Consider the following 26,599-nt stretch of genomic DNA (forward strand, 5'->3'; position numbering starts at 1 on the left):
CCATAACATTAACGAATTTCAAAAAAGAATTATAAGCCGGTTTGATTTGTCTTTGTTATTTTGTGATACAAAAATCTTGTGGACTAATATGGATAAGCAAAAAGCCCGAAGTTACTTTCCGCATCTCGCAACCGGAATGATTTATATGAATCACGCCGCAACGGGACCAATGTCAACCCTCGTTAAAGAGAAACTGAACGGTTTTATTTTCGATAAAAGTGAAAACAATATTGATGACTATAAAGGTTATCTGAAGGAAGCAGAAAAAGTAAAACAGGGAATTGCCGCTATGATCAATTCCAACCCCGACAGAATAGCTTTTACAGACAGTACAACAAACGGATTAAACTATCTTGCACAGGGTTTATGTCTAAAGAAAGGCGACAGGATAATTCTAAACGATATAGAATTTCCGGCAAATGTTTATCCGTTTATGAATCTCCAAAATGAAGGAGTGGAAATTGATTTTGTAAAATCATCAAATGGAATTGTTACCGCAGAAGATGTAATTAACAGTATAAAACCTGGGACAAAACTTGTAGCCATAAGTATGGTTCAGTTCCTATCAGGTTTCAGAGTTGATCTTGAAAAGATAGGGAAGGTATGCAGAGAAAAGGGAATCATTTTTTCTGTCGATGCAATTCAGGGACTTGGTGCGTTAAGATTGGATATTGTGAAGGATAAAATCGATTTCATTTCATGCGGAACACAAAAGTGGATGCTTGGTTTACAGGGACTTGCATTTATTTATATTTCAAAAGAATTGCAGGAAAGAATTAATCCCAAATACGTAGGTTGGCTTGGTGTTCAGGATGCATGGAACTTACTCGATTATAAACTTGAATTAAAACCTTCATCAGAAGGATTACAGACAGGAACAGTTTCAGTGATTGGAGTTTACGCATTGAGCGCGGCATTGGATTTATTCAATCAGTTTGGATTTGATGAAATTGAAAAGGAAGTGATTACAAACACAAAATATTTTATAAAGCGGCTTGATGAGATAGGATTGAAGCCACAATTATTCAATCGGCCACACGAAAGTCTTTCAGGAATTGTAAGTATAAAATCAGATGAGTGTCAAAAATATTTTGAAGCATTAACCACCGAAAAAATTTTTACTGTTGTGAGAGAAGGTGTTTTAAGAATTTCTCCGCACTTCTATAACACAACAGATGATATTGACAGGGTAGTTGAGGTTTTAAGAGGCGTACAGAAAACTTAAACAAAATATAAATGAATAGTGCCCCAATTTCACTTATAGATTTAAATATCCAATCTGTCATTCTGAATTTATTTCAGAATCTTTTCTATAATGTAGATCCCGAAACAAGTTCGGGATGACTAATTGTGAAATTAGGACACTACAAATAATTGAGCATGTTTTTTTCTTAATAATAATTAAATTTGAGTGTCAGCTAATAAAAATGGAAAACATAAACAGGAGTTAACCAAATGAGAATAGCACTAAAAGTAACGATGGCAATCATCTGTATTATATTTATTTCAGGAGTGACGGAACTGACTGCACAAAACAAAAAAGTGAGAGTGAGTCCCAAAGCAAGCGTGATGCAGACTATCGGGTTTACAGATGTAACTGTATCATACAGCAGACCAGGTGTTAAAGGAAGAGAAGTATGGGGAAAGTTAGTCCCCTACGGTAAGGTATGGCGAGCCGGCGCTGATGAAGCGACTAAAATAACATTCAGTACCGAGGTAATGATTGAAGGTAAAAAACTTGCGGCGGGCACTTATAGTTTTTTTGCGATACCCGGTGAAAAAGAATGGACGCTCATCTTTAATAAAGTAGCTGACCAGTGGGGTGCATTTGAATACAACGAAGCCGAAGATGTATTAAGAGTAAAAGTTAAACCAGTTGCAAACGGATTCCAGGAGTGGCTGTCTTATGCATTTCTGAAAAAGAGTGACAACTCAGCCGTGCTTGAACTTGAATGGGATAAATTAAAAATACCTTTTGAGATAAAGGTGAATTTGGAGTGATATAATATATTTGAATGTCAGTCTTCATTTATCACAAAACGAAGACTGACATTCCTTAAGCCCAGATTGAACAATTACTTCCTTATTATCCCCAACAATTCCTTTGTCTTCTCTTCCATCAAATTAATACTTCCCTTACTTTCAACATTTAACCGGAGTATAGGTTCTGTGTTGGACATACGGAGATTAAATCGCCAGTCAGGATATTCAACACTGACTCCATCAGTCATATCTTTTTTACCATCGGAATATTTCCCTTCAATCTCTTTTATCTTACCCGCAGGATCAGCTATTGTTGAATTAATTTCTCCGGAACAGGGATAAGCCGCGATCATCTCTTCAACAAGCTGACCAAGAGTTTTGTTCTCTTCAGACATCAATTGCATAATTAGCAGGAAGGGAATCATACCGCTGTCAGAGTAAGCATTATCTCTGAAATAATGATGCGCGGACATTTCTCCACCGTAAATAGCATTCACTTCTCTCATCTTCTGTTTGATATAAGCATGTCCGCTTGGTGATTGAACAGCGACTCCGCCGCTTTTTTTGACTACCTCTAGAGTGTTCCAGGTAAGACGCGGATCGTGAACAATATTTTCACCGGGATTAGTTTTTAAAATCGATTTTGCAAGAAGCCCGACTATATAATAACCTTCAATAAAATTTCCTTTTTCATCAAAGAAAAAACATCGGTCATAGTCACCATCCCATGCAACACCAAGATCAGCATTATGTTTTTTCATTGCGTCAGTTGTTGATTGCCTGTTCTCAACAAGCAGGGGATTGGGAACTCCATTCGGGAAATTTGAATCAGGTTCGTGAAAAACTTTTATCATTTTGATGGGAAGATTTCCTTCAATTGCATCGAGCGCTGGTCCCACGCAACCGTTTCCGGCATTTACCACAACTTTAAATGGTTTTATCTTTTTGGGGTCATAAAACATTTTAAGGTTATCGATAAAATCTTTAAGAATATCTTTTGGAATTACTTTTCCTCTTTTACCGCTTAAAGGTCCAAGCTCATCATTTAAAATTTTCTTTTCGATATCGTTTAAACCTGAGTCATAGCCAACCGGAACTGAACCGCGTTTAACAAACTTCAACCCGTTGTATTCTGGCGGATTGTGACTTGCGGTGATCATTATTCCGCCATCAGCATTTAAGAAGGGAGTTCCGAAGTAAATCATTTCTGTACCGCAAAGTCCAAGATCAATAACATCGCAGCCGGCATCATTTAATCCTTTAGAAAGTGCTTCGGCTAATTCGGGGGATGTTTTTCTAACATCTCTGCCAATCAATATTGATGAAGCGTTCAGATAGGTTGCATAAGTTCTTCCGATCTTATAAGCAAGATCGACATTTAATTCTGATGGTACTTTGCCCCTTATATCATAGGCTTTGAAGCAATTAATCCTGTCCATTCTTTCTCCGGTAAATTCAATTGATGGTTAGTAATTTGATTTTTTGATGAGCCAATTTAAAGAATTCAGGCTGATTCATCAAAAATCATATCCGACTTATTTACTCGTATTATATATTATCCTGTAGCCGCAACCTTTAGGTTGCGAAAATGTAAAGGACTCGTTCGGTTCATTCCTCGATAAATCTCTCAGGGCAAATTTTTTCAATAGACTTTTTAATTATTAGTGTTTATGTTTCGCCATCAAAATATGAGGGAAAGAATTATCGCTACTAAAGATACTGTTAAATGGCACTTCGCTAAATGCAACAACTCTAAGTGTAACTCAATATTCCTGGTAAACCCGGAAGAAACACCAGGGGAGTTGGGATTTATTTGTCCCAGTTGCAGCGCGAAAACAACTACTTCGCACATTGTTCAATGTTCAAGCTGTAAAACAATACTCAATTTTGTAAGAGCAGCTCCCAACGAAGAAAAAGTTGTTTTCAACATCCCAAAGTGTTCACATTGTGTAGGTACCGTAGAAGATGAGTGGGAAGTAGAACCTCTCTATCAGCCGGATTCCTATATATAAATTGTTATTGCTTCCATTCATTCTTTAATACGAGCTAAACCTGTTCGTATTAAAGACGTTGAAAATTTATACTCTCTTCAACATTTCCTTAACTGCTCCTCATTGTATTTTACCCAAAATTTGTGACTTTGGAACAAACTTAACATTACTCAGGTTTAAGTTTCAATTTTATTATTGATAAAAAACTCAACCGGAGGAAAATATGAAATCGGTGATAACGTTAGTTTTAGCTGTCTGCTTTTCTTTTCAATTGATTGCAAATCATAAAGCAGATTTAAAACCCGCTAAGAAAAATTCAATTCAACTTGCACTCCTTTTAGATACAAGCAATAGTATGGATGGACTTATCGACCAGGCAAAAAGCCAGTTATGGAAAATTGTTAATGAACTAGCTACCTCTAAAAAGAACGGGCATTCAACCGATTTATATGTCGCTCTATATGAATATGGTAAAGACGCAATTCCATCAAACGAAGGTCACTTGAGAAATATCGTCCCATTTACTCAGGATCTTGATAAAATTTCAGAAGAACTATTCAAGCTTAAAACAAACGGCGGCGACGAGTATTGCGGAAGAGTTATTATGAATGCGGTAAATAATCTTCAGTGGAATAAATCGAATGATGACCTCAAAATAATTTTCATAGCGGGCAATGAACCGTTCACACAAGGTAATGTTGATTATAAAGAAGCCTGTAAAAAGGCAATCAAGAACGGAATAGTTGTGAACACGATCTTTTGCGGTGGTTACCAGGAAGGCATTCAAACTATGTGGAAGGATGGAGCCGATCTGACTGATGGAAAATATATGCACATCGATCACAATGCTGAAATGGTTTACATACAAGCTCCGCAGGATGATGAAATAATAAAACTCGGACAGGAACTGAATAAAACATATATCGCTTTCGGGAAGAAAGGTGATGAATACAAGAATCGGCAGGCTGAACAGGATGCAAACTCGATGGGAGTAAGTTCAGAAGTTATGGTAAATCGTTCGGTTACAAAGTCAGGTGTGCAGTATAATAATTCAGCATGGGATCTGGTTGATAAAAAGAAAGAAGGAACGTTGAAAGTTGAAGAGTTAAAAGACGAAGAACTCCCTGATGAAATGAAAAAGATGAGTGTAAAGGAACGCAAAGAATACATTGATAAAATGGAAAAAGAACGGGAACGTATTCAAAGCAAAATTAATCAGCTAAATGATGAACGAAGTAAATACGTCGCACAAAAAATGCTTGAGAATAAAAATGATAACACACTTGATGCGGTGATGATAAAGACAATACGTGAACAGGCAAAGCAGAAGAATTTTTCATTCAGTAAATAATATTCCCGATGATACGTAGGGCGCATAGTATGAGCCCCTACAATATCAGTTTTTGAAAAGATTATTAACCTCTTTATCAGGAATGATGAAATGAAAAAGAAAAATATTTATTCGCTGTTTTTTTTATTCGCTTTTGTATTCAGCAGCCAAAGTTTTGCGGATGGGTTTATTGTAATCCCAAGACCAAACCCGCTTCCAAATCCTTTCCCGCTTGAAGTGGTTTATCATAAAGTTAATGTTGATATAAACGGACAAACTGCTGTTACAAAGATTGACCAGTCATTTTATAACCCGAGCCATCACCAGCTTGAGGGTTTTTACATTTTTCCTGTTCCTAAAGGTGCTGTGATTAATAATTTCACAATGCTGATAAATGGCAAAGAGTCTAAAGCGGAATTACTCGATGCGAACAAAGCAAGAAATATCTATGAAGACATCGTCAGGCAAATGCGTGACCCGGCTCTATTAGAATATTCTGAACAAAATATTTTTAAGCTGAGAATATTTCCAATAGAACCGCGCAGTGAAAAGAAAATATCGATAAGCTATACACAGATAGTTGAGCAGGATAACAACTTGTATGAATATATCTATCCTCTTAACACAGAAAAGTTTTCAGCTAAGCCTTTAAAAAATGTTTCAGTAAAAGTTGATTTGAAATCAGATGAAAAACTAAAAAACATTTACTGCCCCACACACGAAGTGGATATAGTCAGCAGGAGCGATTACCGTTCAATCATAACTTATGAAGGAGAGAATGTAAAACCCGATATCGATTTCAAATTATACTTCAGCAAAAATTCTTCACAGGTTGGACTTTCGGTTCTTACTTACAAAAAAGGAAGAGGAGAAGGTTATTTCTTTTTAAGCGCTTCGCCGTCTGTTGAGGTTGATAAAAATCAGATTGAAGAAAAAGATTTAACTTTTATAGTGGATGTATCCGGAAGTATGGCTGGTGAAAAACTTGAACAGGCAAAAAAAGCTTTGTTGTACTGTGTAAGCAATCTTCACGAAGGCGACAGGTTTGAGATAATAAAATTTTCAACGGAAGCCAATTCACTTTTTAGTAAACTTGAAACAGCTAACAAAAGTAACAGGAATGAAGCGAAAGAATTCATTAATGATTTTCAGGCTATAGGCGGAACAAATATAGAAGAAGCATTTCAGCTTGCAGCAAAAACGAAAACAAATTCTAACAGACCACACTTCATAATATTTTTATCCGACGGCAAACCCACAATCGGTGAAACAGAAGATGAACGATTATTAATGAAGATCGTAAAATCAAATTCAGAACGCACCCGAATTTTTACGTTCGGAATCGGAAATGAAATCAACACTCATCTGCTCGACAGAATAACCGAAGAAACAAACGCCTACAGAACATATATTGGTGAGGATGAAGATATAGAAATCAAGGTCTCAAATTTTTATGATAAAATTCAGTCGCCCGTTCTCAGTGAATTAAAACTTACTTTTGATAAAAGTATTTCAGTATCGAAACTTTATCCTAAAAACCTGCCTGATCTTTTTAAAGGTTCAAACTTAATTGTATTTGGAAGATATAAGGGCAAAGGAAATGTTAGTGTGACTTTAAGCGGGTATGTGAATGGTAAGCAAAAAGAATTTAAAACCAAAGTTAGTTTTGAAGATGATGACGAATATGATTTCATCGCCCCAATCTGGGCTTCGAGAAGAATTGGATATCTGCTTGATCTAATAAGACTAAATGGTGAAAGCAAAGAACTTGTCGATGAAGTTACTTCGCTTGCACGTGAGTTTGGGATAATAACTCCATACACCAGCTATTTGATTCTTGAAGATGAAGACAGAAGAATACGACGCAATGAACTTGCAGGTGATCTACAAACGCTTCCTCCAAAACCTGAACTAAAGAAAGATATGGAATCCGATTACTACCGTATGAAAGAAAAAAGTGGACGTAACAGCGTAATTGTCAGTGAAGAATTCCAGGGATTGAACAGCGCAACAAACTACTCACAAACCCAGCAGGGTAATGACAGATTGAACTACAAAAACTCAGATGGTTCTGTACAAAATCTTTCACAGCAGGTAAGAAATATTTTGGGAAGAGCAGTTTACCAATCAGGTAATTACTGGGTTGATAGTGATCTACAGGTAAAAACTCCACAGCAAAAGAAAAGAATTCAGTTCAACTCTGAAGAATATTTTTCATTGATGAAGAAAGAACCTGAAACAACTCAATTTTTAGCACTTGGGAGGAATGTAAGGTTCAATCACAATAATATTCTTTACGAAATTTTTGAATAAAATTTTTGTGATCGGATGACGGTTTCTTTACTTTGTTAAGAAACCGTCTTACTCACTATGTGCCCGCCGGAAGTATCTCTTTTATAAAAACATGACAGGCGGTTTATGAGCAGGACAAACTGTTTTGTCCGTCATTCACTGGTAAATATTTTTCTGCCGAATATTTTTATCAATCAGGGATCGTTATGAAATTATTTGCCAGACTCAGTTTAATTCCGGGTATATTCTTATTACTAATTCTTACTAGCGGATGCGGTTCAACTCAAAATGTACAGACTACTTCCAGTCCTTCAAATGTTTACGAGGGTGTTTTACTTGACACGGTAAAAGCCCAACGGTTTGATACGGGTAAAATGTGGACGTTTGATTTTCCTCCTTTAGATTATTTTGAGCAAACATATAATTTCCGTCCAACACAAGAATGGCTGGATGATGTAAGAATGTCTGCAGTAAAATTTGGCACCTGGTGTTCCGGCTCGTTTGTTTCTGAAGATGGATTGATAATGACCAACAACCACTGCTCAGATTTTTTGTTGCAACAGTTACAAAAGCAAGGTGAAGATTTATTAGCCACTGGTTTTTATGCTGAGACACTGGAAGATGAAAGAAAACACCCGACACTTCATGTCGACCAGCTAATATCAATTCAGGATGTTACTGATGAAATACAATCTGCAATAAACAAAGGAACAACCGACGAAGAGAAAACCAAATTCAAAGCTGAAAAAATAAAAGCGCTACAGGAACAGAACTCAGCAAAAACAGGTCTGGTCTATAATGTGGTAACTTTATATAATGGCGGTAAGTATTCCTTATATGGATATAAAAGATATAAAGACATCAGACTGGTTTTAATACCCGAATCAGCGCTTGGTTTATATGGAGGTGATCCTGATAATTATACTTATCCGCGTTACAGTCTTGATTGTACTTTCTGGCGTGCGTATGATGAAGACGGAAAACCTGTGAAAGTGAAAAACTATTTTAAATGGAGCCCAAACGGCGCACAGGAAGATGAACCAATTTTTGTAATTGGTAACCCCGGCAACACTAATAAACTAAAATCAGTTGCACAGCTTGAGTATATGAGAGATTACACCTACCGTGTAAATGCATTCCTGATGCAGCAGTATCAAAAAAATTATGAAGAATTAATTGCAGAGTTCCCTGAAAAAAGATCACAATACATCGGTACACTTAACAATATTGCAAATAGTAATAAAAGGTTCACAGGTGTTTTACGCGGATTAAGAAACCCGATTTATATGGCAAGGAAAAAGGATTTTGAAAAAACACTAAGAGAAAAAGTGATGTCCGATCCTAAACTTGCAGCAAAATACTCAACCGTTTGGGAAAATCTTGCAATGAACAGGCAGGAACTTAGTCAGTATGCAAATGAATATTCTACTCTTTCAAGAAATTCAAATGTTTATTCAGCTTATTATAAAATAGCTGATGAACTGATTAAACTTGCAGGTGAATTAAAATTGCCTGAAGAACAGCGAGGCTCCAAATATAAAACTGATAGTCTTGCTGTTACAATCGAAAATATCTTCCCTGCTAATTTTGATGAAGCACTTCAAAGAAAAGTGTTACGTGCACAAGCAAACTTAATGATGATGCTACTTGGAAAAGATAATGAACATGTACAGAAGTTATTCGGCGGTAAAGAAGGTGATGATGCTGTAAAACATATTCTTTCACTAGCAAAAATTAAAACCAGAAATGAAGTTATCGCACTAGCAAACAAAGGCTCGGATGCGATCTTAAGTTCTGATGATCCCTTCATTTATTTTAACTTAAAGAATAATGAAAGATATACACAGCTTCAGGGGATTATTAAGGAAATAAATACAACCGAGACTGTTTTTGAAAATCAACTTGGTCAGGCATTGTTTGAAGTTTTCGGGACAACAATTCCGCCTGATGGTTCATTCTCATTAAGAATTGGTGATGGTGTTCTAAAATCTTATGACTACAATGGAACTGTTGCACCTGTTGTCACTACGTTTTATGGATTGTATGACAGATATTATTCTCATAAGAAAAAATATCCCTGGGATCTTCCTGAAAGATGGAAAAATCCCTCAGAAGATTTTGATATGTCAACACCATATAATTTTATAAGTACACATGATATTGTCGGCGGAAGTTCAGGAAGTGCTGTGATCAACAAAAACAAAGAAGTCGTAGGATTAGCTTTTGACGGTAACATTGAAGGCAACTCCGGATATTTTATTTACGACACAGTTGAAAACAGGATGATATCAGTTGCTTCACAGGGAATGCTTGAAGTAATACAGGATATGTTTAAAACAAAAAGAATTGCAGACGAACTAAAGCATTCAAAAATTTTAAAGTGAAACTTACCTCTTCACTTAGAGGCTATCTTTAAGAGTTTTTATTTTAAATAGATTTAATATAATGACTGTTTTCAGACAGCCTCTTTATTTTTTCACTGAAAGATGCCTATGGAATTCTTTAATAAGTGGGCAAAAAATAGTAACTTTAGACCGTTAATAATCACAAGGGTTCACCAATGAAAAATTACCAATCAAAATTTGTGTTAAGAATTGTATCACTGGTTACAATTGTACTCTTTGCCGTTTACCCGATAAATACATTCGGTCAAAACGATGGACAAAGCTGGCTTAATCTTGATACAGTTAAAGCCGGAAAATTTGATACGGGGAGAATGTGGACGTTTGAATTTCCTCCGCTGGATTATTTTGAGGATGAATACAATTTCCGTCCAACAGACGAATGGCTTGATAATGTAAGAATGGCAGCATTGCGATTTGCAAATTACTGTTCAGCATCATTTATTTCAGCAGACGGGTTAGTAATGACTAACCATCACTGCGGAAGAACGAGTATAACCCAGGTTAATAAAGAAGGTGAGGACCTTCATACAAATGGATTTATAGCTGCCACACTGGAAGAAGAAAGACCTGTGCCTGGTTTATATGTGGATCAGCTTGTACTCATCAAAGATGTAACAGAAGAAGTACATAATGCTATTGATAAGGGTGCTGATGATGCTGAAAGAGCAGCAAATGAGAAATCAATAATCACTGAAATTCAAAACAGGGAAAAAGATAAATCAGGATTAAAAATATCTGTTGTAAAACTTTTTAACGGCGGAAAATATTCACTGTACGGATATAAAACGTATAATGACGTAAGGCTTGTTTTCGCGCCTGAAACACAACTTGGATTTTTCGGCGGCGATCCCGACAACTTTACATATCCACGGTATAATATGGATTGCACTTTCTTCAGAGTATATGATGAGGAAGGAAAACCATTAAAGACAGAACACTATTTCAAATGGAGTCCTAACGGTGCCGCTCCTGGTGAAGCAGTATTTGTTGTAGGCAACCCGGGTTCAACTGCAAGATTAAATACTGTTGCACAGCTGGAATACCAACGTGACTATCAATATCCAGCAACACTAAATCTTCTTAATGATCTGGTCGCAATTTATTCACAGTTAATGGAAGAAAGTCCGGATAAGAAAGAGGAACTGCAGGACCAGGTATTTAGTTTTGCTAATTCACAAAAAGCTTATGGCGGTATCTTAAAGGGATTAAGAGACCCTGTCTTGATGCAGAAGAAAAGAGATTTTGAGAACCAGTTTAAAGAAGCAGTTTTCAACAATGAAGAACTGAACGAAAAATATGGAATGGTATGGGAGAATATTGAAAGTACACGCGGAGAGATGAGAGAAATTTCAAATGAATATGGGGCAATTAATCTGAATAAGTTCACATCTTCGGGTTATTTCTTTACTGCACAAAGTATAGTAGATCTTGCTGAACAGTTAATGCTTCCTGAAGAAGAAAGATCGGTTGCTTATAAAGACGGAGAATTGGAAACAACGATTGAAACGATGATCCCGGAGGATTTTGATCCTCACCTGAATCACCTGATGCTGGTAAAACAGATTGACAGAATGATTGGATTGCTTGGTATGGATCACCCTCTTGTTGAAAAGATGACTGAGGGACGAAGAGGTAAGGAAGCTGCCGATTTTATGTTAGCTAACTCTTCAATAACAAGTATTCAAGGGATTAAATCTCTCATTGATAAAGGACCTGAAGAAGTACTTAACTCAGAAGATCCGTTTATTTATTTTATAGTTAATACCAAGGATAGAAAAGTAGAGCTTCAGAGTTACGTTAAAGAAATAGCTGCGCGTGAAGGAACCTACACACAACTTCTCGGCAGAGCTTTATTTGAAGTTTACGGCACATCAATTCCACCTGATGCAACATTCACATTAAGAATTTCAGATGGTGTCGTAGTAGGTTTCCCGTACAACGGAACTTACGCTCCGCCGATTACAACTTTCCATGGAATGTATGACAGGTATTACGGATTCGGTAAAGAATTTCCGTGGAGTTTACCTGAAAGATGGCAAAACCCACCGGCAGAGTTTGATCTTGGAACTCCTTTTAACTTTGTTTCAACTAATGATATCATCGGTGGAAATTCTGGCAGCCCGGTAATTAATAAAGATGCACAGATTGTAGGACTCGCATTTGATGGTAATATAGAAAGTCTTCCGGGTAACTTTATTTTTACAACCGAAGAGAACAGAACAGTATCTGTTCATTCAGCAGGTATGTTTGAAGCAATTCAGGATCTGTATAAAAATAAAAGATTAAGTGAAGAACTTAAATCCGGAAATATTTATGTAGAGCCTCCTAAAGTAGAAGAGAAAAAAGAAACCAAGACAAAAACTACAAAGAAGAAAAAGTAGTTTTTATTTAATGATGTTAGAGCAAATCCCGCCTTGAGCGGGATTTGTTTTTAATTAGGCATTCTGAATATTTCCATGTCAGAATCTGAAAATGAAATCCAGGCAATAAGAAAAATTAAGACAAATATCCCGGCTGTAACCCCAAGGAATGTGAGTAGCGATTTAGATCCGTCTGTTTTTTTTACATTAAATATTTCAACATCACTTAAAGCTATTATACCGTTGAAAGGAACTTTCATTTGTTCTGAGAATACCTGGTAACCTGAACCACGTATGGAATCATCTTTTACTACATAATTTTTTGGTTCAAAAGAATAAACATTATGATTGGTTGTAAGAACCTGTAATGGATGACCGCTGTATTCATTTATAAACTCTTCTTTGCTTACTGCGGTATGTGTATAGCAGCCCGTGAAAAAGTACAACAGGCATGGAACCAGTATAGCCGATAAATATGCTTTCATATAATTCTCCACCCGGGATTAAATTAACTATACAAAAATTATTACTGGTCTTTATTCGACGAATGAATATAACTACTTAAACACTGCCGGTTGTCATGATTTTGTAAAAGCCCTGATCAAAAATATCTTTGAACAGATAGATACACTGAAGAATACTTTGGAAGTGTATTAAAAAATGTAATTCCAAATTCCAATCCCGCACCGATCTTAAAACCTTTCATATTATCATTACGCAGATCAAGTCCGCCGCCTATAGATACTGCAGCGCCGTAATCCCATTCATTGGTGCGTGATAAAGTCCTGTCATTAACGGTTATTAGTCCCAATCCTTCTTCAATAAAAAAATTATTTTCAAGTTCCTGAGTTAGAATTGCCTTCAGCGAAAATCCTTTTATGAATGAGAAATAAACTGTTCTTGTATCAGGAAGTAGTTTATCGATATCCTGCATATAAAAAAATGCAAGCCTGATCGATATATCATCTTCAAAAGGGGAAACAGTCTCTACATAAAGTGACGTAGAGAACGAACCGATAGACGGCGTTTCTCCGCTAATAGTTCCGCCGCCTATTGACGCGCCTGCGCTGATTGTCTGCGCGTTTGAGATAAAAGTTAACAACAGGCTTATTAAAACTGAAAATATAAAAGTTTGTATTCTCATAAATTTTTCTGAAATGATTTCAAAAATCTTAATCCCAAAATGAAGAATTAATTGTTAAATTTGAAGAAAGAAATTTAGTATGGATGATGGTTGAGTGTTGATGTGTGTGGCAAAAGAAAAGAGAAATTTCAATTAAACTACTTCTTACTGATCGTAAGCAAGAATAATCAATATCGAACAAGAAATACTGAATTTTAAAGTAGCGTCAAAATATCCGGTATCCGGTATCAGCTAATCACACAACACTACCAGATCATTGTATGAATTATCATTATAAAAAATAACGAGTACAAATCATGCCCAAAACAACTTTTATAAATCTGAGAATACAACTTGATGATAACCGCGTGCCTGAAAAAATTGAATGGGAAGCGCCGGACTCCGGCAACGAATCACTGAGCGAATGTAAATCACTGATGCTTTCTTTGTGGGATAAAAAAGATAGTGTGACGATGGGAATTGATCTGTGGACGAAAGAAATGACTGTCGATGAAATGAACATACACTTTCACCAGACATTGATAAAAATGGCTGATACATTCCAGCGCTCAACAAAAAACACTGAAGCCTCAGATATGATTAATGATTTCAGCAGAAAATTTGCTGAGAAGCTTGAGCTTGAGAAGAAGGTGAATAAGGGGTGAGGAATCAAATCTGAATACAAATATATAAGTTGTGGTTGTATTAACTCGATGGGAAAGTACTAAACACTTAAAGAATATGTAATTTTATCTCAGTAACATCATTAAAATCTTTTTCATTAAATGTTGCTATTGTATTGATTTGATGTGATAATCCAATGCTTATAATTTCATAATCGTGTATTTGTAAACCTTTAGGCTGATATTTACTTAACAATTCTTTGAAAATTTTAGATGATTCTCCATCTGGATATAAAATTGTCATAACCCTAGCAAAGTCATCGAATAACAATAGGGCATCACTTAACGACAATGGATTTGGTATTCTTGTTATTACCGAAAGGAATTCGGATATGTTTTTTGATGTAGTAAAAAGTTCGTGTTCTTCTGAAAAGATATTTTGTGCTTGTCTGAAATATTTTGAATCCTCATCAATAGAGTAAATAAGAACATTCGTATCGAGTAAAAGTTTACTCATAGGCTCTTTCTCTTATATTTACATTATCTAACTGTCCTTTTAGGTTAAATGTATGAATCTTATTTTTCGTAGTCTTTTTGGTACTTAGAGAACTAATATACTGATACACTTTTTCTAATAGTTCATTTGGCATCTTCTCAATTTCTCTTTTAACTTTTTCTTTTGTTGTCATTTCGACACCTATATTTTATTTATTGAGTCAAAATATAAATTTTATAAATAAGCAACCAATGATTTCAGCAGAAAATTTGCTGAGAAGCTTGAGCTTGAGAAGAAGGTGAATAAGGGGGGGGAACTATTTACTGAATGGATCCATTAATAATAAAAATTGCTATAAACAACTCATAGAGAGTTGTTACGGTTAAATTGTTTTATAAATTTTAAAAGAGATATATCGTTATTGATATCTTTTGCAATCAATCCTCTTTTTGTTTCAATAACATGTTCTAGTATTTCTTCGCTATTCCTATCAATCTTCAAAAAATTTAACACATTATTAAAGAGAATAAATGGCGCTATAATAATGCCAATTCCCCACCAACCCAAGAAAAAAGTAATTAAAGAATATTTTATGACATTTTTTCTGGCGCATCTTTCACAAAGAAATTTAATCGAGGTATGATTATTAGTAAAACGCAGAAAACAAATTATGAAACTATTTTTTATGCCAATAATTCTTGTTTGCTTACTCCCACAACTAGGACAATTTAAAGAAGAAATTCTTTTTTTTATTTGATCAATAGGTAATTCACGATTTTCTAAATCAATCCAAGTTATAAGCTTGAGATTTAATTTACGTCGTTTAATTTCTTCAATGAGTATTGGCCGTACATCATCTCTTAGTTCTTTCGATTCATTTCGTGCGATAATATATATTTCTTCATCTGATTTATCTCTCAAGTTTTGTTTTATTTTTTCATGTTCAAGCATATTATTCTGTCATCTATTTTATTGCTTAGACTGCGTGAATATGTTTTTTAAAACATAAGTATGAACGCTGTTCAATATCTATAACACAGTCGTTTTGTTCTCTATCCTATTTCTTGATATTAAAATTTGCTACTGCACAAGCCAGATCAAATTATCCTGAATCTGTCATCCGGTATCAAAGACTGAATAACAACTTAGTGTTTCTAAGTGCTCTTAGTGTCTAAGTGGTAAAGTCACACCGTCACATTTCGATCCCAAAGGGTCAAGCAGCTCAGGGTGACAAAGTGATCAACTCTGTTTTTCAAGTTTAAACACTTTAAATAAATAATACAGCGATGGAAAAATTATTAACGAACCGATTATCAATGCCCATCCTAGATATGCGAGTGTAACATCAGGCGCTTTGTGTATCATCAGGTCATAGCTTCTTCCGTTATCCAAAATTAATATCGATGGAAAGTAAACAGCGTAAAATGCGGCGAGTATCAAAAACAATTGCGCACCGACTAAAACTCTCGCCAGCCAGTTCATCACTTTATCCAATGAATACCATAAGAAAGGAAGAAGCAACGTCGCTGCGGCGATAAGAATATTTGCAAGTGTGTTATCCATAAATGATTCAGCGAAGTGAACCTGCTCAATTAAGGATGTAACAAAAACGAGTCCGCCGCTTAATACCATAATTATTGCTGAGCGTTTAGCTTTTTTAACGATCATTAATTTTGTCTGAATATCTGATGCTTCACCAATAAGGTAAACCGAAGCGGTGAATGCAAAAATTGCGGATATAAAAATTCCCGTTGAGACTGAGAATAAATTAAGCCAAGGGTATATGTAACTCTCGGCAAATCCTGTTGATGATGATTGTATTTTTCCTGAAACTAATGCGCCGATTATCAGTCCGAAGAAAAACGAAACCATTACACTTGAGTACGCAAAAATCCTGGAATAAATTTTTTGTGAATCATCTTTTATCGCATCATAGTAGCGGAATGTAAAAGCTGTTCCCCTTAAGATTATTCCCACTAATAAAAGTATAAGTGGAATGTAAAGTGAGATTGAAATTTTACTGTATATCATCGGGAAGCCGTTGAACAAAATCACAACTGCAATTATCAGCCACATGTGATTTGCTTCCCAAATCGGAGCCATTGCTTTGTTTACAAGTTTTTGTGTTACTTCTTTAGAATTCTTTCCGGAAAATAATTCAATTATTCCCGCACCAAAATCAGCGCCACCTAATAAACAATATAGGTAAAGAGAAACGAGCAGGAAGAATATTACAACTTCAAGCATTTGCGCCTCCGTTCAGTTCGGGATCGTTATCTAAAACTTTTATTTGCCTCTTCAACAACCAGAACGCAATGACGGAAAGAGCAGAATAAATAATTGAGAATAATGCGAGATGAAAAGCCTGTCCGGGAACAGGCGTAACAGCTTCACTTGTTTTCATTATGCCGTAGATTATCCATGGCTGCCGCCCGACTTCTGTTACAATCCATCCGGCTTCAACTGCAATAAAGCCGAGTGGTGTGCAAAGAAAAATTATTTTTAAAAAGTTTTTATTGAGCAGCAAATGTTTTTTCTTCCATTGAAAGAAAAGAAAAATAACACCTACCAAAGCAAGTACTGTTCCGCATCCAACCATAACCTGGAATGCAAGATGTGTTATTAAAACGGGAGGCCAGTGTTCTTCAGGAAATTCATTTAGTCCCTTTACTTCTGCATTAAAATCACCGTAAGAAAGAAAACTTAGTGCGTGTGGAATTTTTATTCCGAAAGAGGTTGTTCTTGTTTTTTCATCCGGTATGCCGCCGATCGTTAACGGCGCTCCTTTAAGAGTTTCAAACTGTCCTTCCATCGCAGCTAATTTTATCGGCTGTCTCTTTGCTACATCTTTCGCACTGAAGTCCCCACTTAGTGGTTGTGCGATTGCGGCAACGGCTCCAAACCACAATGCAATTATCATAGCTTTTTTATGAAGAACATTTTCTTTTTTCTTTAATAATAAAAACGCGTGAACACCCGCGACAGCAAAAGCAGTTGCTTCAATTGCTGCAATAGTCATGTGAAGTGTCTGGCTTACCCATGCATCATTGAACATCGCGGCAAACGGATCAATGTTGTGTGCCTGTCCGTTTATCCAATCGAATCCTGCGGGAGCGTTCATCCATGCGTTTGCACATACAACAAAAATTCCAGAGGCAATTCCTGATAAACCAACAAGTAATCCTGAGAACCAGTGAATCCATTTATTAATTCTGTTCCATCCGTAAAGGAATAGTCCAAGGCATATTGCTTCAACAAAAAAAGCGGTGCCTTCCCAGCTAAAAGGCATGCCTATAATTGCGCCGGCGTGTTCCATAAATCCGGGCCAGAGTATTCCAAGTTCAAACGAAAGTGCTGTACCTGATACTGCGCCTATCGCAAAAAATATTGCAACTCCTTTTGACCATGCTTTGGTGAGTTTGAGGTAAACATTTTCTCCTGTTTTAATGTGAAGCCAGTGTGATACGACCATTAGCAGAGGCATTGTCATTCCAATGCATGCAAAGATGATGTGAAAGGCTAATGACAGGGCCATTGTGGAACGGGCAGCGAGAAGATCATCCAATTTTAACTCCAGAGAAAAAAACAATAATCAATAGTTAGTAAGACTTACACTGAGAACCACGGAGTAGACACAGAGGAACACGGAGTTAAAAAACAGATTCCGGACAAGTCGGAATGACTTTTAGTTTATGCCGCAGTATTCTGTTGCTTCTCCATGAAATTTTTAATTTTTATTCGGGTCTTTGATAAGTGACACGATAAATTCTTCCACCGTAATCATCGGAAATTAGCATTGAACCATCGGGCATTATCTGAACATCAACAGGTCTTCCGCTTACGGCTTCACCTCTTAGCCAACCTTCAATGAATGGTTCATAGCTTACGGCTTTGTTATCTTTTAGTTTTACAACGCTTACTCTGTATCCGATTTTTTCTGAACGGTTCCATGAACCATGTTCAGCAATGAATATCTGGTTCTTATATTCTTTGGGAAACATATCTCCTGTATAAAATCTCATTCCCAATGCGGCAACGTGCGGACCGAGTGCAATTGCAGGGGTTCTATAAATACTCAGGTCTTTATCTTTACTGAATTCAGGATCGGGAACATTATTGCCGTGTAAAAATGGAAAACCAAAATGATAACCTGAATCCGGTGCGTTATTCAATTCATCGGGAGGAATATCATCACCAAGCATATCGCGACCATTATCTGTAAACCACAATTCCTTTGTCTGCGGATCCCAATCAAATCCAACAGTGTTCCGTATTCCTTCAGCATAAAGTTGAAGATCACTTCCGTCGGGATTCATTCTTAATATCGATGAGTATCTTGTGTCCTTCTGAAAGCAAACATTACAGGGCGCACCAACTGGAACATAAAGTTTTCCATCAGGACCAAAACGAATGAACTTCCATCCATGATGAGTATCAGTCGGAAAGCTGTCATTCACAACCGTGTAGGAAGGTGAGTTTTTATATGTCGATTCTATATTTTCAAACTTTATAACGCGATGAACTTCCGCCACATAAAGATCGTTACCGCGAACGGCAACTCCATTAGGCATATTAAGATTTTCAGCCACTACATAAATGCGGTCAGCTTTGTAATCTTTATTGTTATCTTCAATCGCATAAACCATTCCGTTGCGCTGACGGGTACCAACAAACAAAACTCCGTTATCGCTAAGAGCCATAGACCTGGCGTTGGGAACTTCATCAGCATAAACATCAATCATAAAACCATCAGGTAAATCCATACCAAGATTATCATGAACCTGTGACTGGTTTTCCGAATTACACACAATCCCCAAAAGCATCATAAAAAAAACGATCACATAGGTGAAGTTATTTTTCATACTTAGTCCAGACTTAATTATTAATGATATTTCAATAACGCTGTTCTGCGGGCGGCATCACTACCCACAGAATTATATAAACAAGTATTCCCGGGAATGCTGCGCTGATAACAGAGAGCAGAACGTAACCGACTCTGACAATTGTCGGATCCCATCCAAGCCACTCTGCGATACCTCCGCAAACTCCGGCTAACATTGCATTGTTTGATCTTTTTAAAGGCATAAGAATATGATCTTTCAGAAATAAAAATTTTAACACTCAAATATTAATGATTATTGATGAAAGAAAGTATGAAAAACGAAATGATGTAGAATCCGTTTAAATTTGGATTCCGGAAAAGTGGTTACAGTTTAAACAGATTAACACCGTGCCCGATTTTAAAATCAGTATAAGGTAAAGTAATTGGCAATCTTCCCGATACATCACTCAATCCGAAAAGCGCATTCGTCATTGCTCTTTGCGATGAAGGTGTATTACCGAACGAGCAGATGTATGTTTCTGCATTATCGAAGAATGACAGCATATACGGACTATCAAAACTAATGAACACAACCGGCTTCTTTAGTTTTAAAATATTTTTTATCAGATCAGTATTCGTTTTTGAGACAACCGGTGCATCACTTCCTGATTTTACTTTGATGAATGATGATATAATTACAAGGTCTGATTTTTTTATTGTATCAAGAGCTTTTCTTAATGCGGCTTTTTTTGTTTTCTTATTGATGAAAATCTTTTTCACACCATTGAGATGTTTATCAAGTCCGTTCTGAAAATTCATTATTGAAGATGAACCTATTCCATCTGTTATTGTAACGCAAACTGCTTTTTTATATTTGTTTGCCTGTAACGGAAGAAGTGAATCAACATCCTTTACAAGTGTTATTGATCTTTGTGCAATGGAGTCAGCTAGATTAATATGCTCGGGTTTTGTCAATTCATTTTTTACAGCGGATAATTCCTTTGTCTGATATTTATTTATTCCAAGCCATTTCTTTGAAGCAAGTATTCTTCTTACACTTTCATTAATTCTTTCGAGTTTAATTTCGCCGGACATTACAGCACGGTAAACAGCATCAATCGCTGTGAATTCATCAGGCGGCATTAGCAATATATCCGCACCGGCTTTCACTGCAAGAATAGCGGCTTCTTCATCGGTGTAATAATTTGTAATCGCGTTCATATTTAATGCATCGGTAATTACCAGACCGTCAAATGAAAGCTCACCGCGCAAAAGATCATCTATAATTTTTGGTGAAAGACTTGAAGGAATATTATCGGGCTCAACAGCAGGTACATTCAAATGTCCTATCATTATTGCCTGAACACCGGCTTTAATTGATTCAATGAACGGGACAAATTCATTTTGAAGCAGACTGTTCCGGTCAACATTTATTATGGGAAGATCATGATGCGAATCGATTCTTGTATTACCGTGACCGGGAAAATGTTTTGCCGTAGAAATGATTCTTCCTTCAATTGAACCGCGAATGAATGAAGAACAGAATTGCGATACCATCCACTTATCTTCTGAATAAGCACGAAGATTAATAACCGGGTTTGCATAGTTATCATTTATATCAGCGACAGGTGCAAAGTTAAGTCCGATACCTAATGCGCGTGATTCTTCTGCAATGACTTTACCCATCTTGAATGCAAACTCATAATCACCGGTTGCACCAAGTGCCATGTTATATGGGAATTCAGTAGCATCAATAATTCTTGTTCCGAGACCTCGTTCAAAATCTGCTGAGAAAAGTAAGGGAAGATCGCTAAGATTATTAAAATAATTTATGATGTTGATCCGGCTTTCAAGATCACCCTGGAAAATTATAAGTCCGCCTACTTTACAATCAGCTACAAGTGATTTTAATTTTAAATTATCACTTGAACCTTCCACAATAGCAGATGAATTCACCATCGGCATAATCATTTGGGCGCAGCGCTCACGGATGCTCATTTTGCTTAGTGTTTCTTCTATCCAGTCTTTTTCGTCTTCGGTTAAATCAAATACGGTGGGATATTTTTTTAATGAAACTGTTTCAGAAGAAGCATCTTCATCACTATTAAAAATTACGATTGAAGAAATAATATCAGGCGGGAATAGTATCAGTACGCTTATTAAAAATAACCGTGAGAATAATTTATACGAGAGTTTCCTGAAAAATATTTTCATCAGTTAATTTTATTCTTAGAGATCGTTTTGATGATTAAATCGTGAAGTGCCGGACGCACATTAATAATTTTTTTATTCTCACGCGAAGGATAAACTCTATTTGTCAAAAAAACAACAATTAAATTTTGCTCAGGGTCAGCCCAGATGGAAGTTCCGGTAAAACCGGTATGACCAAATGAACTATCACTAAAATACTGTCCCGCAGATGAACCTGTTTTGCTTTTTGCATCCCAGCCGAGTAGTCGGGATTCAGTGTTGGATTCTCTCTTCAAAAAATCCTTTATTGTTGATTGCGATATGAATTGCGTATTCTCTTTCTGTCCATCATTCATTAATACTTTAACAAGTTTGTACAGATCTTCGGCTGTTGAAAATAACCCTGCGTGACCTGATACACCATTCATTATAGATGCGGTTTCATCATGTACTTCACCTTGAAGTAACCTGCTGCGCCAGTAGTTATCAACTTCAGTTGGTGCAATCGTCGTCTTTAAATTTTTTTCATCGGGGTTGAAGAAAGTATTATTTATTTTTAATGGTTCAAAAATCTCTTTAGTGCAAAAACTATCCAGGCTAATACCGGAAATTTTTTCAATTATTATACCAAGAGTAATAAATCCAAGATCGGAGTATTGAGTTTTACTTCCGGGCTTAAATTCGGGTGTTATGTTACAGATATCATCGAGAATTTCCGTCTTATTTTTTTTATCGGGATAAAATTTCTTCCAGGCAGGTAAACCGCTGTTATGCTTAAGTAAGTTCCGGATGGTGGTTCCTTCTTTACCATTCTTACCAAATTCTGGAATGTAAACGGAAACTTTATCATCAAGTGATAATATCTTTCGGTCAACCAATAACATGATTGCTGTGGTTGTGGCGATTACTTTTGTAAGTGAAGCCAGGTCGTATATTGTTGAAGTTGAAACATTCGGCGAATTCTTATCATAAGTAAAATGACCAAAAGCTTTTTGATATAGGATGCTGTCCTTATTCCCAATCAATAACACCGCACCGGGGAATGCAGAATTGGAGATCGATTCTTTAATGAATTTTTCGATGGTTGAAAAATCAAATTTAAACGGGTAGGGATTTGTAGAAACACTTCCAGAAGATTCTTTTTTACAACTAAATAATAAAAAGAAAACCAAAAGAAATAGTAGAGCAGTATTCCTTACGATGAATGTAATTATTTTTTTTAGATGTTGCTTCAAATTTTGAATAAGATAATAAGGTTAATATTTTGATTTATAGTACTGGTTACTAAGGTTAAAACATTTTTATTTTTTGTCCGGTTGTCAAAGTTTGCTTGAAACTATCTAACGCTTTATAAATTGCCTCTTCTAATGTCCAAAGTTTTCTGGTAGAATTTTATAAATTTTTCATACTCTTCTGTAAAACTGAATTTTTTATGATGTCTGGGCTGATTCAAAATATATTTGCATACTTTGTCCACATCGGACTTTGAGACAGAAAAAGCTGATGCTGATTGCTGCCAGGCAAATTTATCATTACATAATTTATTTTCCTTAATGAATCTTTCGGTACTATCAGCAATGCGCGTTGCTAAAGATTCTTCAGACACTTTTGGCGAACGTGATACTAAAAAATGAACATGCTTGGGGTTTGCATATATAGAATACAACCTGCACTCATTATTGTTTACAATACCTGTGATGTACTTTTCGATACGTTCACGATTCATTTCATTTATGAAAGGGAAACGATCTTTAGTTATCAGTATAAAATGTGTGTATAAGTTATTGAATTCTATTTTCATCATTAAAAAAAGAAATGATATGATTTACTTTCACCTAACCAAATAACAGGAGATATAGAGTCATTTTTTACTATTAAGAAAAAATAATCATTATGCACAAGCAATAACTGAATAAATGAAACATAATAAAACTCTTATCATAATAACTGTAATTAACCTTAGTAACATATATTAAAGCAAAACTACTCAACCTTATAACCTTATATCCATTGGCAATATTAAAATTATTAAAGTGTTATCACAAGCATGAGTAATAAGAGGATTCAATTTTCATGTTTCTTCCCAAACTCTGGATCAACTTTAACAAACAATGCCATCATAAAACATGGAATGGTTGATATACACACCCATACAAAAAAGCTTTTGTAACCAATCAACTCCTGCAGCCATCCGCTGAACATTCCAGGAAGCATCATCCCGAGAGCCATTATTCCTGTCGCGATAGCATAGTGGGAAGTTTTATGTTCGCCATCCGATATATAAATAAGATAAAGCAAGAACGCAGTGAAACCAAATCCATATCCAAATTGTTCTATGGCAACACAAACATTTATTAATATAAAATCAGCGGGTTGAGTGAAAGATAGAAAAACATACACAAGGTCGGGAATATTGATAGCAGCTATCATCCACCACATCCAGTATTTTAAACCGTTGCGTGATGCTACTACTCCGCCAAGTATTCCTCCGGCTGCAAGTGCTGCAACACCAACGGTTCCATATACAAAGCCTACCTGACCAGTGGTGAGATTCAATCCGCCTTTTGAAAAGTTATCCAATAAAAAAGGAGCTGCTAATTTTACAAGTTGTGCTTCTGCAAAACGGTATAAAAGGATAAATCCAATTGCTGCAATAACATTTTTCTTTTTGAAAAAGATGACAAACGTAGAAAAAAAGTTTCTGAATAATTCCGGTGTATTGGAAATACTCCTTTTATAATCTTCTGCTGGATGAGGAAGCATAATTTTGTGGTAAACAAAAAAAGCGATGAACATAACCGCAAGCAGATAAAATGAAATCGACCACGCCGAAGTTATGTTTCCTGATTGAACAGTAAACTCAGCATCAGTTGACTCACTAAGTTTATGATCTAATTGTATTAATACTGCGGCAGGTTTATTAAAGTTATTTTTGTTGAATGAATATCTTCCACTGCTGACAAGTGAAATACTTTTGTCACCGGAAGTCTGATCAACATGAACAATTAACTCATCCTGCTCATTATCAAACTTTGATATGCCAATCCAAACCAAAGCAATATTACCTGTGGAATCAGTTTGTTCTACATTAAATTTATTTTCACCGAAATTATTCCTAAGAAATTCTTCAAGAGGGATGACAAAATGTTTTCTAAACCAGGATGGTTCTGCTTCTAAATTTGTTCCGGTATTTGTAGTCGCAATGGGCTTTTCAGTAAAATTATTTTCTTCATTCCAGTTCTTTGCAAACGAAATCAATGAATCAGCGTAAGACGATGGAACATTTTTATAATTTAATTTTATTTCTGAAACCGAGGTGAGTATCCGAAAATCTTTTAACGTCGAATCATTCTTTGCGACGAATGATTCAGCATCTATATGTTGAATAACACTAACTGAGTCGGCATTAACCGTTATTGTTGTTTTGAATCCCGAACTACTTTCCAGATAACCGGCGAAAATTATAAGGATACCCTGTCCGAAGATCATTGCGAACCTGTAAAACAAACTTCTTATCCCTACAAAAAATGCCTGCTGGTGTTTTGATAAACCAAGCATATAAAATCCATCAGCCGCGATGTCGTGAGTTGCTGAACTAAATGCAACTAACCAGAAGAATATTAATGTGTATCTAAAAAAATCAGGAGCGGGAATGCTTAAGCCGATAGCTCCGAAAGAAACTCCGATGACTAACTGCATACTTATCGTCCAGAATCTTTTCGTTGATATGTTATCAACAATCGGACTCCACAATGGTTTTATAACCCACGGTAGGTATAACCAGCTTGTATATAATGCAATGTCTGTGTTTGAAATACCGAGCCGCTTATACATTATAACTGAGATAGTCATAACTGCTACATAAGGCAGTCCTTCAGCAAAATACAGTGATGGTATCCAACTCCAAGGATTTTTTTGCCTGCTTTTGCTCATCATCTGCTTTCAGTTCCAATCAGCTTTTTTGCGATTAGTACTGCACCATACTCAGGAGAATGTTGAGGTTGAATTATTTTGATCCCGGGAAAATTTTCTTTGATTTTTTTCTTTAAAAGTTTTGAATAGAAATTATCATTTGAGATCAGGCTGCCGAGCAAACATATTTCAGATTCATTTGAGTTAGTAAATTTTAAATATGGAGGAATGTGATTGACAAGTTCGTCACATCCTTCATTCAATATTTTTTGAGCGGACTTATCATTTTCATCTGCCGCCTGCAATACAAGAGGTGCAATTGAAGCTATATCAAAATTACCCGAATAAATATTCTTAATAAGTGAACCTGAATCATTAACTTTCATTGATTCAGAAATTAGTTCGTCAAGTTTTGTTTTCTCTTTTCGATTATCCAGGAAATGTGAATAGAGTTGTAGTGCTTTTCTTCCGATAGAATAACCACTTCCTTCATCGCCAATTATTTTTCCAAATCCACCGGCTCGGAAGAAATTATCATCCTTATCTTTCCCAAATAATATTGAGCCTGTTCCTGCAATTAGTATTGCGCCTGCTTTTCCGGTAAACGCACCTTCAAGAGTAATAACGGCATCGGTCACAATCTTTATAAATATTTTGGGAGAGTATAGTTCGTTTAACTTTTGCCTAAGAATCTTTTGTAATGATTCAGCTTCATCTGGTCTTCCAGCACCCGCAAGACCTGCAACGACTGAAATATTTTGGGTTGAGGATAAATCAACTGAGTCTATAAACTGAATAATATTGTTTAAGATCAGGTTAAAAACATTTTCTATTCCATAAGTTGTAAGATTTGAAGCACCTGCCGAAGAGGTATGAAGAGTATTTAAGTTATCTTCCGCGAATAAAAAGTTTGTTTTAGTTCCGCCGCCGTCAATACCAATTAAAAGATTTTTTGATTGAATTACATTTAACTTTTGCGGCATACTTTAACCAGGATAATTTTTGTTTTACAAAATAGAAAAAAAGCATCTGGCATAAAATACTGTGATTCTGCAAATTGAAAGCAATGTCA

22 protein-coding genes are annotated in these 26,599 nt (G+C 35.9%); 7 read left to right on the top strand and 15 right to left on the bottom strand.

Annotated features, from left to right (window positions below):
• Positions 1 to 88: 88 nt before the first annotated feature.
• Both IPM56_02020 and IPM56_02025 read left to right on the top strand, forming a co-directional pair.
• On the top strand, positions 89 to 1,225 hold the full coding sequence (locus IPM56_02020) for an aminotransferase class V-fold PLP-dependent enzyme (GenBank protein ID QQS36760.1): 1,137 nt from the start codon (positions 89 to 91) through the stop codon (positions 1,223 to 1,225).
• Positions 1,226 to 1,479: 254 nt separating this feature from the next.
• Positions 1,480 to 2,001, top strand: coding sequence for a DUF2911 domain-containing protein (locus IPM56_02025; GenBank protein QQS38201.1), 522 nt, complete (start codon positions 1,480 to 1,482; stop codon positions 1,999 to 2,001).
• A 74-nt stretch (positions 2,002 to 2,075) separates the two neighbouring features.
• On the opposite strand, the gene IPM56_02030 is transcribed toward IPM56_02025, so the two are convergent.
• Positions 2,076 to 3,422, bottom strand: coding sequence for a phosphomannomutase (locus IPM56_02030; protein ID QQS36761.1), 1,347 nt, complete (start codon positions 3,420 to 3,422; stop codon positions 2,076 to 2,078).
• 775 nt (positions 3,423 to 4,197) lie between these two features.
• Here IPM56_02030 and IPM56_02035 point away from each other — a divergent pair.
• From IPM56_02035 to IPM56_02050, 4 genes are all read left to right on the top strand, one after another.
• Positions 4,198 to 5,325, top strand: a complete 1,128-nt coding sequence (locus tag IPM56_02035) for a VWA domain-containing protein (protein ID QQS36762.1) — start codon at positions 4,198 to 4,200, stop codon at positions 5,323 to 5,325.
• A 90-nt stretch (positions 5,326 to 5,415) separates the two neighbouring features.
• Positions 5,416 to 7,617, top strand: a complete 2,202-nt coding sequence (locus IPM56_02040; protein QQS36763.1) for a VWA domain-containing protein — start codon at positions 5,416 to 5,418, stop codon at positions 7,615 to 7,617.
• Positions 7,618 to 7,802: 185 nt separating this feature from the next.
• Complete coding sequence (locus IPM56_02045; protein QQS36764.1) at positions 7,803 to 9,980, top strand: S46 family peptidase; 2,178 nt, start codon at positions 7,803 to 7,805, stop codon at positions 9,978 to 9,980.
• A gap of 176 nt (positions 9,981 to 10,156) precedes the next feature.
• Positions 10,157 to 12,382 carry a S46 family peptidase gene (locus IPM56_02050; GenBank protein ID QQS36765.1) on the top strand — a complete coding sequence of 742 codons (2,226 nt, stop codon included), beginning with the start codon at positions 10,157 to 10,159 and terminating at the stop codon, positions 12,380 to 12,382.
• A gap of 50 nt (positions 12,383 to 12,432) precedes the next feature.
• Here IPM56_02050 and IPM56_02055 read toward each other — a convergent pair whose 3' ends face one another.
• Both IPM56_02055 and IPM56_02060 read right to left on the bottom strand, forming a co-directional pair.
• Positions 12,433 to 12,846 (bottom strand): hypothetical protein, encoded by a 414-nt coding sequence (locus IPM56_02055; GenBank protein QQS36766.1) that lies wholly within the window; start codon positions 12,844 to 12,846, stop codon positions 12,433 to 12,435.
• 116 nt (positions 12,847 to 12,962) lie between these two features.
• The gene (locus IPM56_02060) at positions 12,963 to 13,505 is read right to left on the bottom strand and encodes a hypothetical protein (protein ID QQS36767.1); all 543 of its coding nucleotides are present in this window, start codon (positions 13,503 to 13,505) and stop codon (positions 12,963 to 12,965) included.
• A 296-nt stretch (positions 13,506 to 13,801) separates the two neighbouring features.
• Between IPM56_02060 and gldC the strand changes: the two genes are divergently transcribed.
• Complete coding sequence (gene gldC / locus IPM56_02065; GenBank protein ID QQS36768.1) at positions 13,802 to 14,149, top strand: gliding motility protein GldC; 348 nt, start codon at positions 13,802 to 13,804, stop codon at positions 14,147 to 14,149.
• 67 nt (positions 14,150 to 14,216) lie between these two features.
• Here the strand turns inward: gldC and IPM56_02070 are convergent, their stop codons facing one another.
• The 12 genes from IPM56_02070 to IPM56_02125 form a co-directional block, all read right to left on the bottom strand.
• Positions 14,217 to 14,624 (bottom strand): PIN domain-containing protein, encoded by a 408-nt coding sequence (locus IPM56_02070; protein ID QQS36769.1) that lies wholly within the window; start codon positions 14,622 to 14,624, stop codon positions 14,217 to 14,219.
• Positions 14,617 to 14,796 carry a hypothetical protein gene (locus IPM56_02075; GenBank protein QQS36770.1) on the bottom strand — a complete coding sequence of 60 codons (180 nt, stop codon included), beginning with the start codon at positions 14,794 to 14,796 and terminating at the stop codon, positions 14,617 to 14,619. Before IPM56_02075 ends, IPM56_02070 begins: the two co-directional genes overlap by 8 nt.
• 170 nt (positions 14,797 to 14,966) lie before the next feature.
• Complete coding sequence (locus IPM56_02080; protein QQS36771.1) at positions 14,967 to 15,554, bottom strand: hypothetical protein; 588 nt, start codon at positions 15,552 to 15,554, stop codon at positions 14,967 to 14,969.
• 288 nt (positions 15,555 to 15,842) lie between these two features.
• The gene (locus IPM56_02085) at positions 15,843 to 16,850 is read right to left on the bottom strand and encodes a cytochrome d ubiquinol oxidase subunit II (GenBank protein ID QQS36772.1); all 1,008 of its coding nucleotides are present in this window, start codon (positions 16,848 to 16,850) and stop codon (positions 15,843 to 15,845) included.
• The gene (locus IPM56_02090) at positions 16,843 to 18,168 is read right to left on the bottom strand and encodes a cytochrome ubiquinol oxidase subunit I (GenBank protein QQS36773.1); all 1,326 of its coding nucleotides are present in this window, start codon (positions 18,166 to 18,168) and stop codon (positions 16,843 to 16,845) included. Before IPM56_02090 ends, IPM56_02085 begins: the two co-directional genes overlap by 8 nt.
• A gap of 169 nt (positions 18,169 to 18,337) precedes the next feature.
• Positions 18,338 to 19,465 (bottom strand): sorbosone dehydrogenase family protein, encoded by a 1,128-nt coding sequence (locus IPM56_02095; protein ID QQS36774.1) that lies wholly within the window; start codon positions 19,463 to 19,465, stop codon positions 18,338 to 18,340.
• 31 nt (positions 19,466 to 19,496) lie between these two features.
• Positions 19,497 to 19,688, bottom strand: coding sequence for a PspC domain-containing protein (locus IPM56_02100; GenBank protein ID QQS36775.1), 192 nt, complete (start codon positions 19,686 to 19,688; stop codon positions 19,497 to 19,499).
• 121 nt (positions 19,689 to 19,809) lie between these two features.
• On the bottom strand, positions 19,810 to 21,639 hold the full coding sequence (locus IPM56_02105; GenBank protein QQS36776.1) for a glycoside hydrolase family 3 C-terminal domain-containing protein: 1,830 nt from the start codon (positions 21,637 to 21,639) through the stop codon (positions 19,810 to 19,812).
• Positions 21,639 to 22,850, bottom strand: a complete 1,212-nt coding sequence (locus IPM56_02110) for a serine hydrolase (GenBank protein ID QQS36777.1) — start codon at positions 22,848 to 22,850, stop codon at positions 21,639 to 21,641. The genes IPM56_02105 and IPM56_02110 overlap by 1 nt, the downstream gene beginning before the upstream one ends.
• A 113-nt stretch (positions 22,851 to 22,963) precedes the next feature.
• A complete protein-coding gene (gene tnpA, locus IPM56_02115; GenBank protein ID QQS36778.1) occupies positions 22,964 to 23,419 on the bottom strand; it encodes an IS200/IS605 family transposase in 456 nt (151 codons plus the stop codon).
• Between the two features lie 260 nt (positions 23,420 to 23,679).
• Positions 23,680 to 25,548 (bottom strand): MFS transporter, encoded by a 1,869-nt coding sequence (locus IPM56_02120; protein QQS38202.1) that lies wholly within the window; start codon positions 25,546 to 25,548, stop codon positions 23,680 to 23,682.
• Complete coding sequence (locus IPM56_02125; GenBank protein ID QQS36779.1) at positions 25,548 to 26,510, bottom strand: hypothetical protein; 963 nt, start codon at positions 26,508 to 26,510, stop codon at positions 25,548 to 25,550. Before IPM56_02125 ends, IPM56_02120 begins: the two co-directional genes overlap by 1 nt.
• Between the last annotated feature and the right edge of the window lie 89 nt (positions 26,511 to 26,599).

This window comes from Ignavibacteriales bacterium (genome assembly GCA_016700155.1).
In the GTDB taxonomy this organism is placed as follows: Bacteria; Bacteroidota; Ignavibacteria; order Ignavibacteriales; family Ignavibacteriaceae.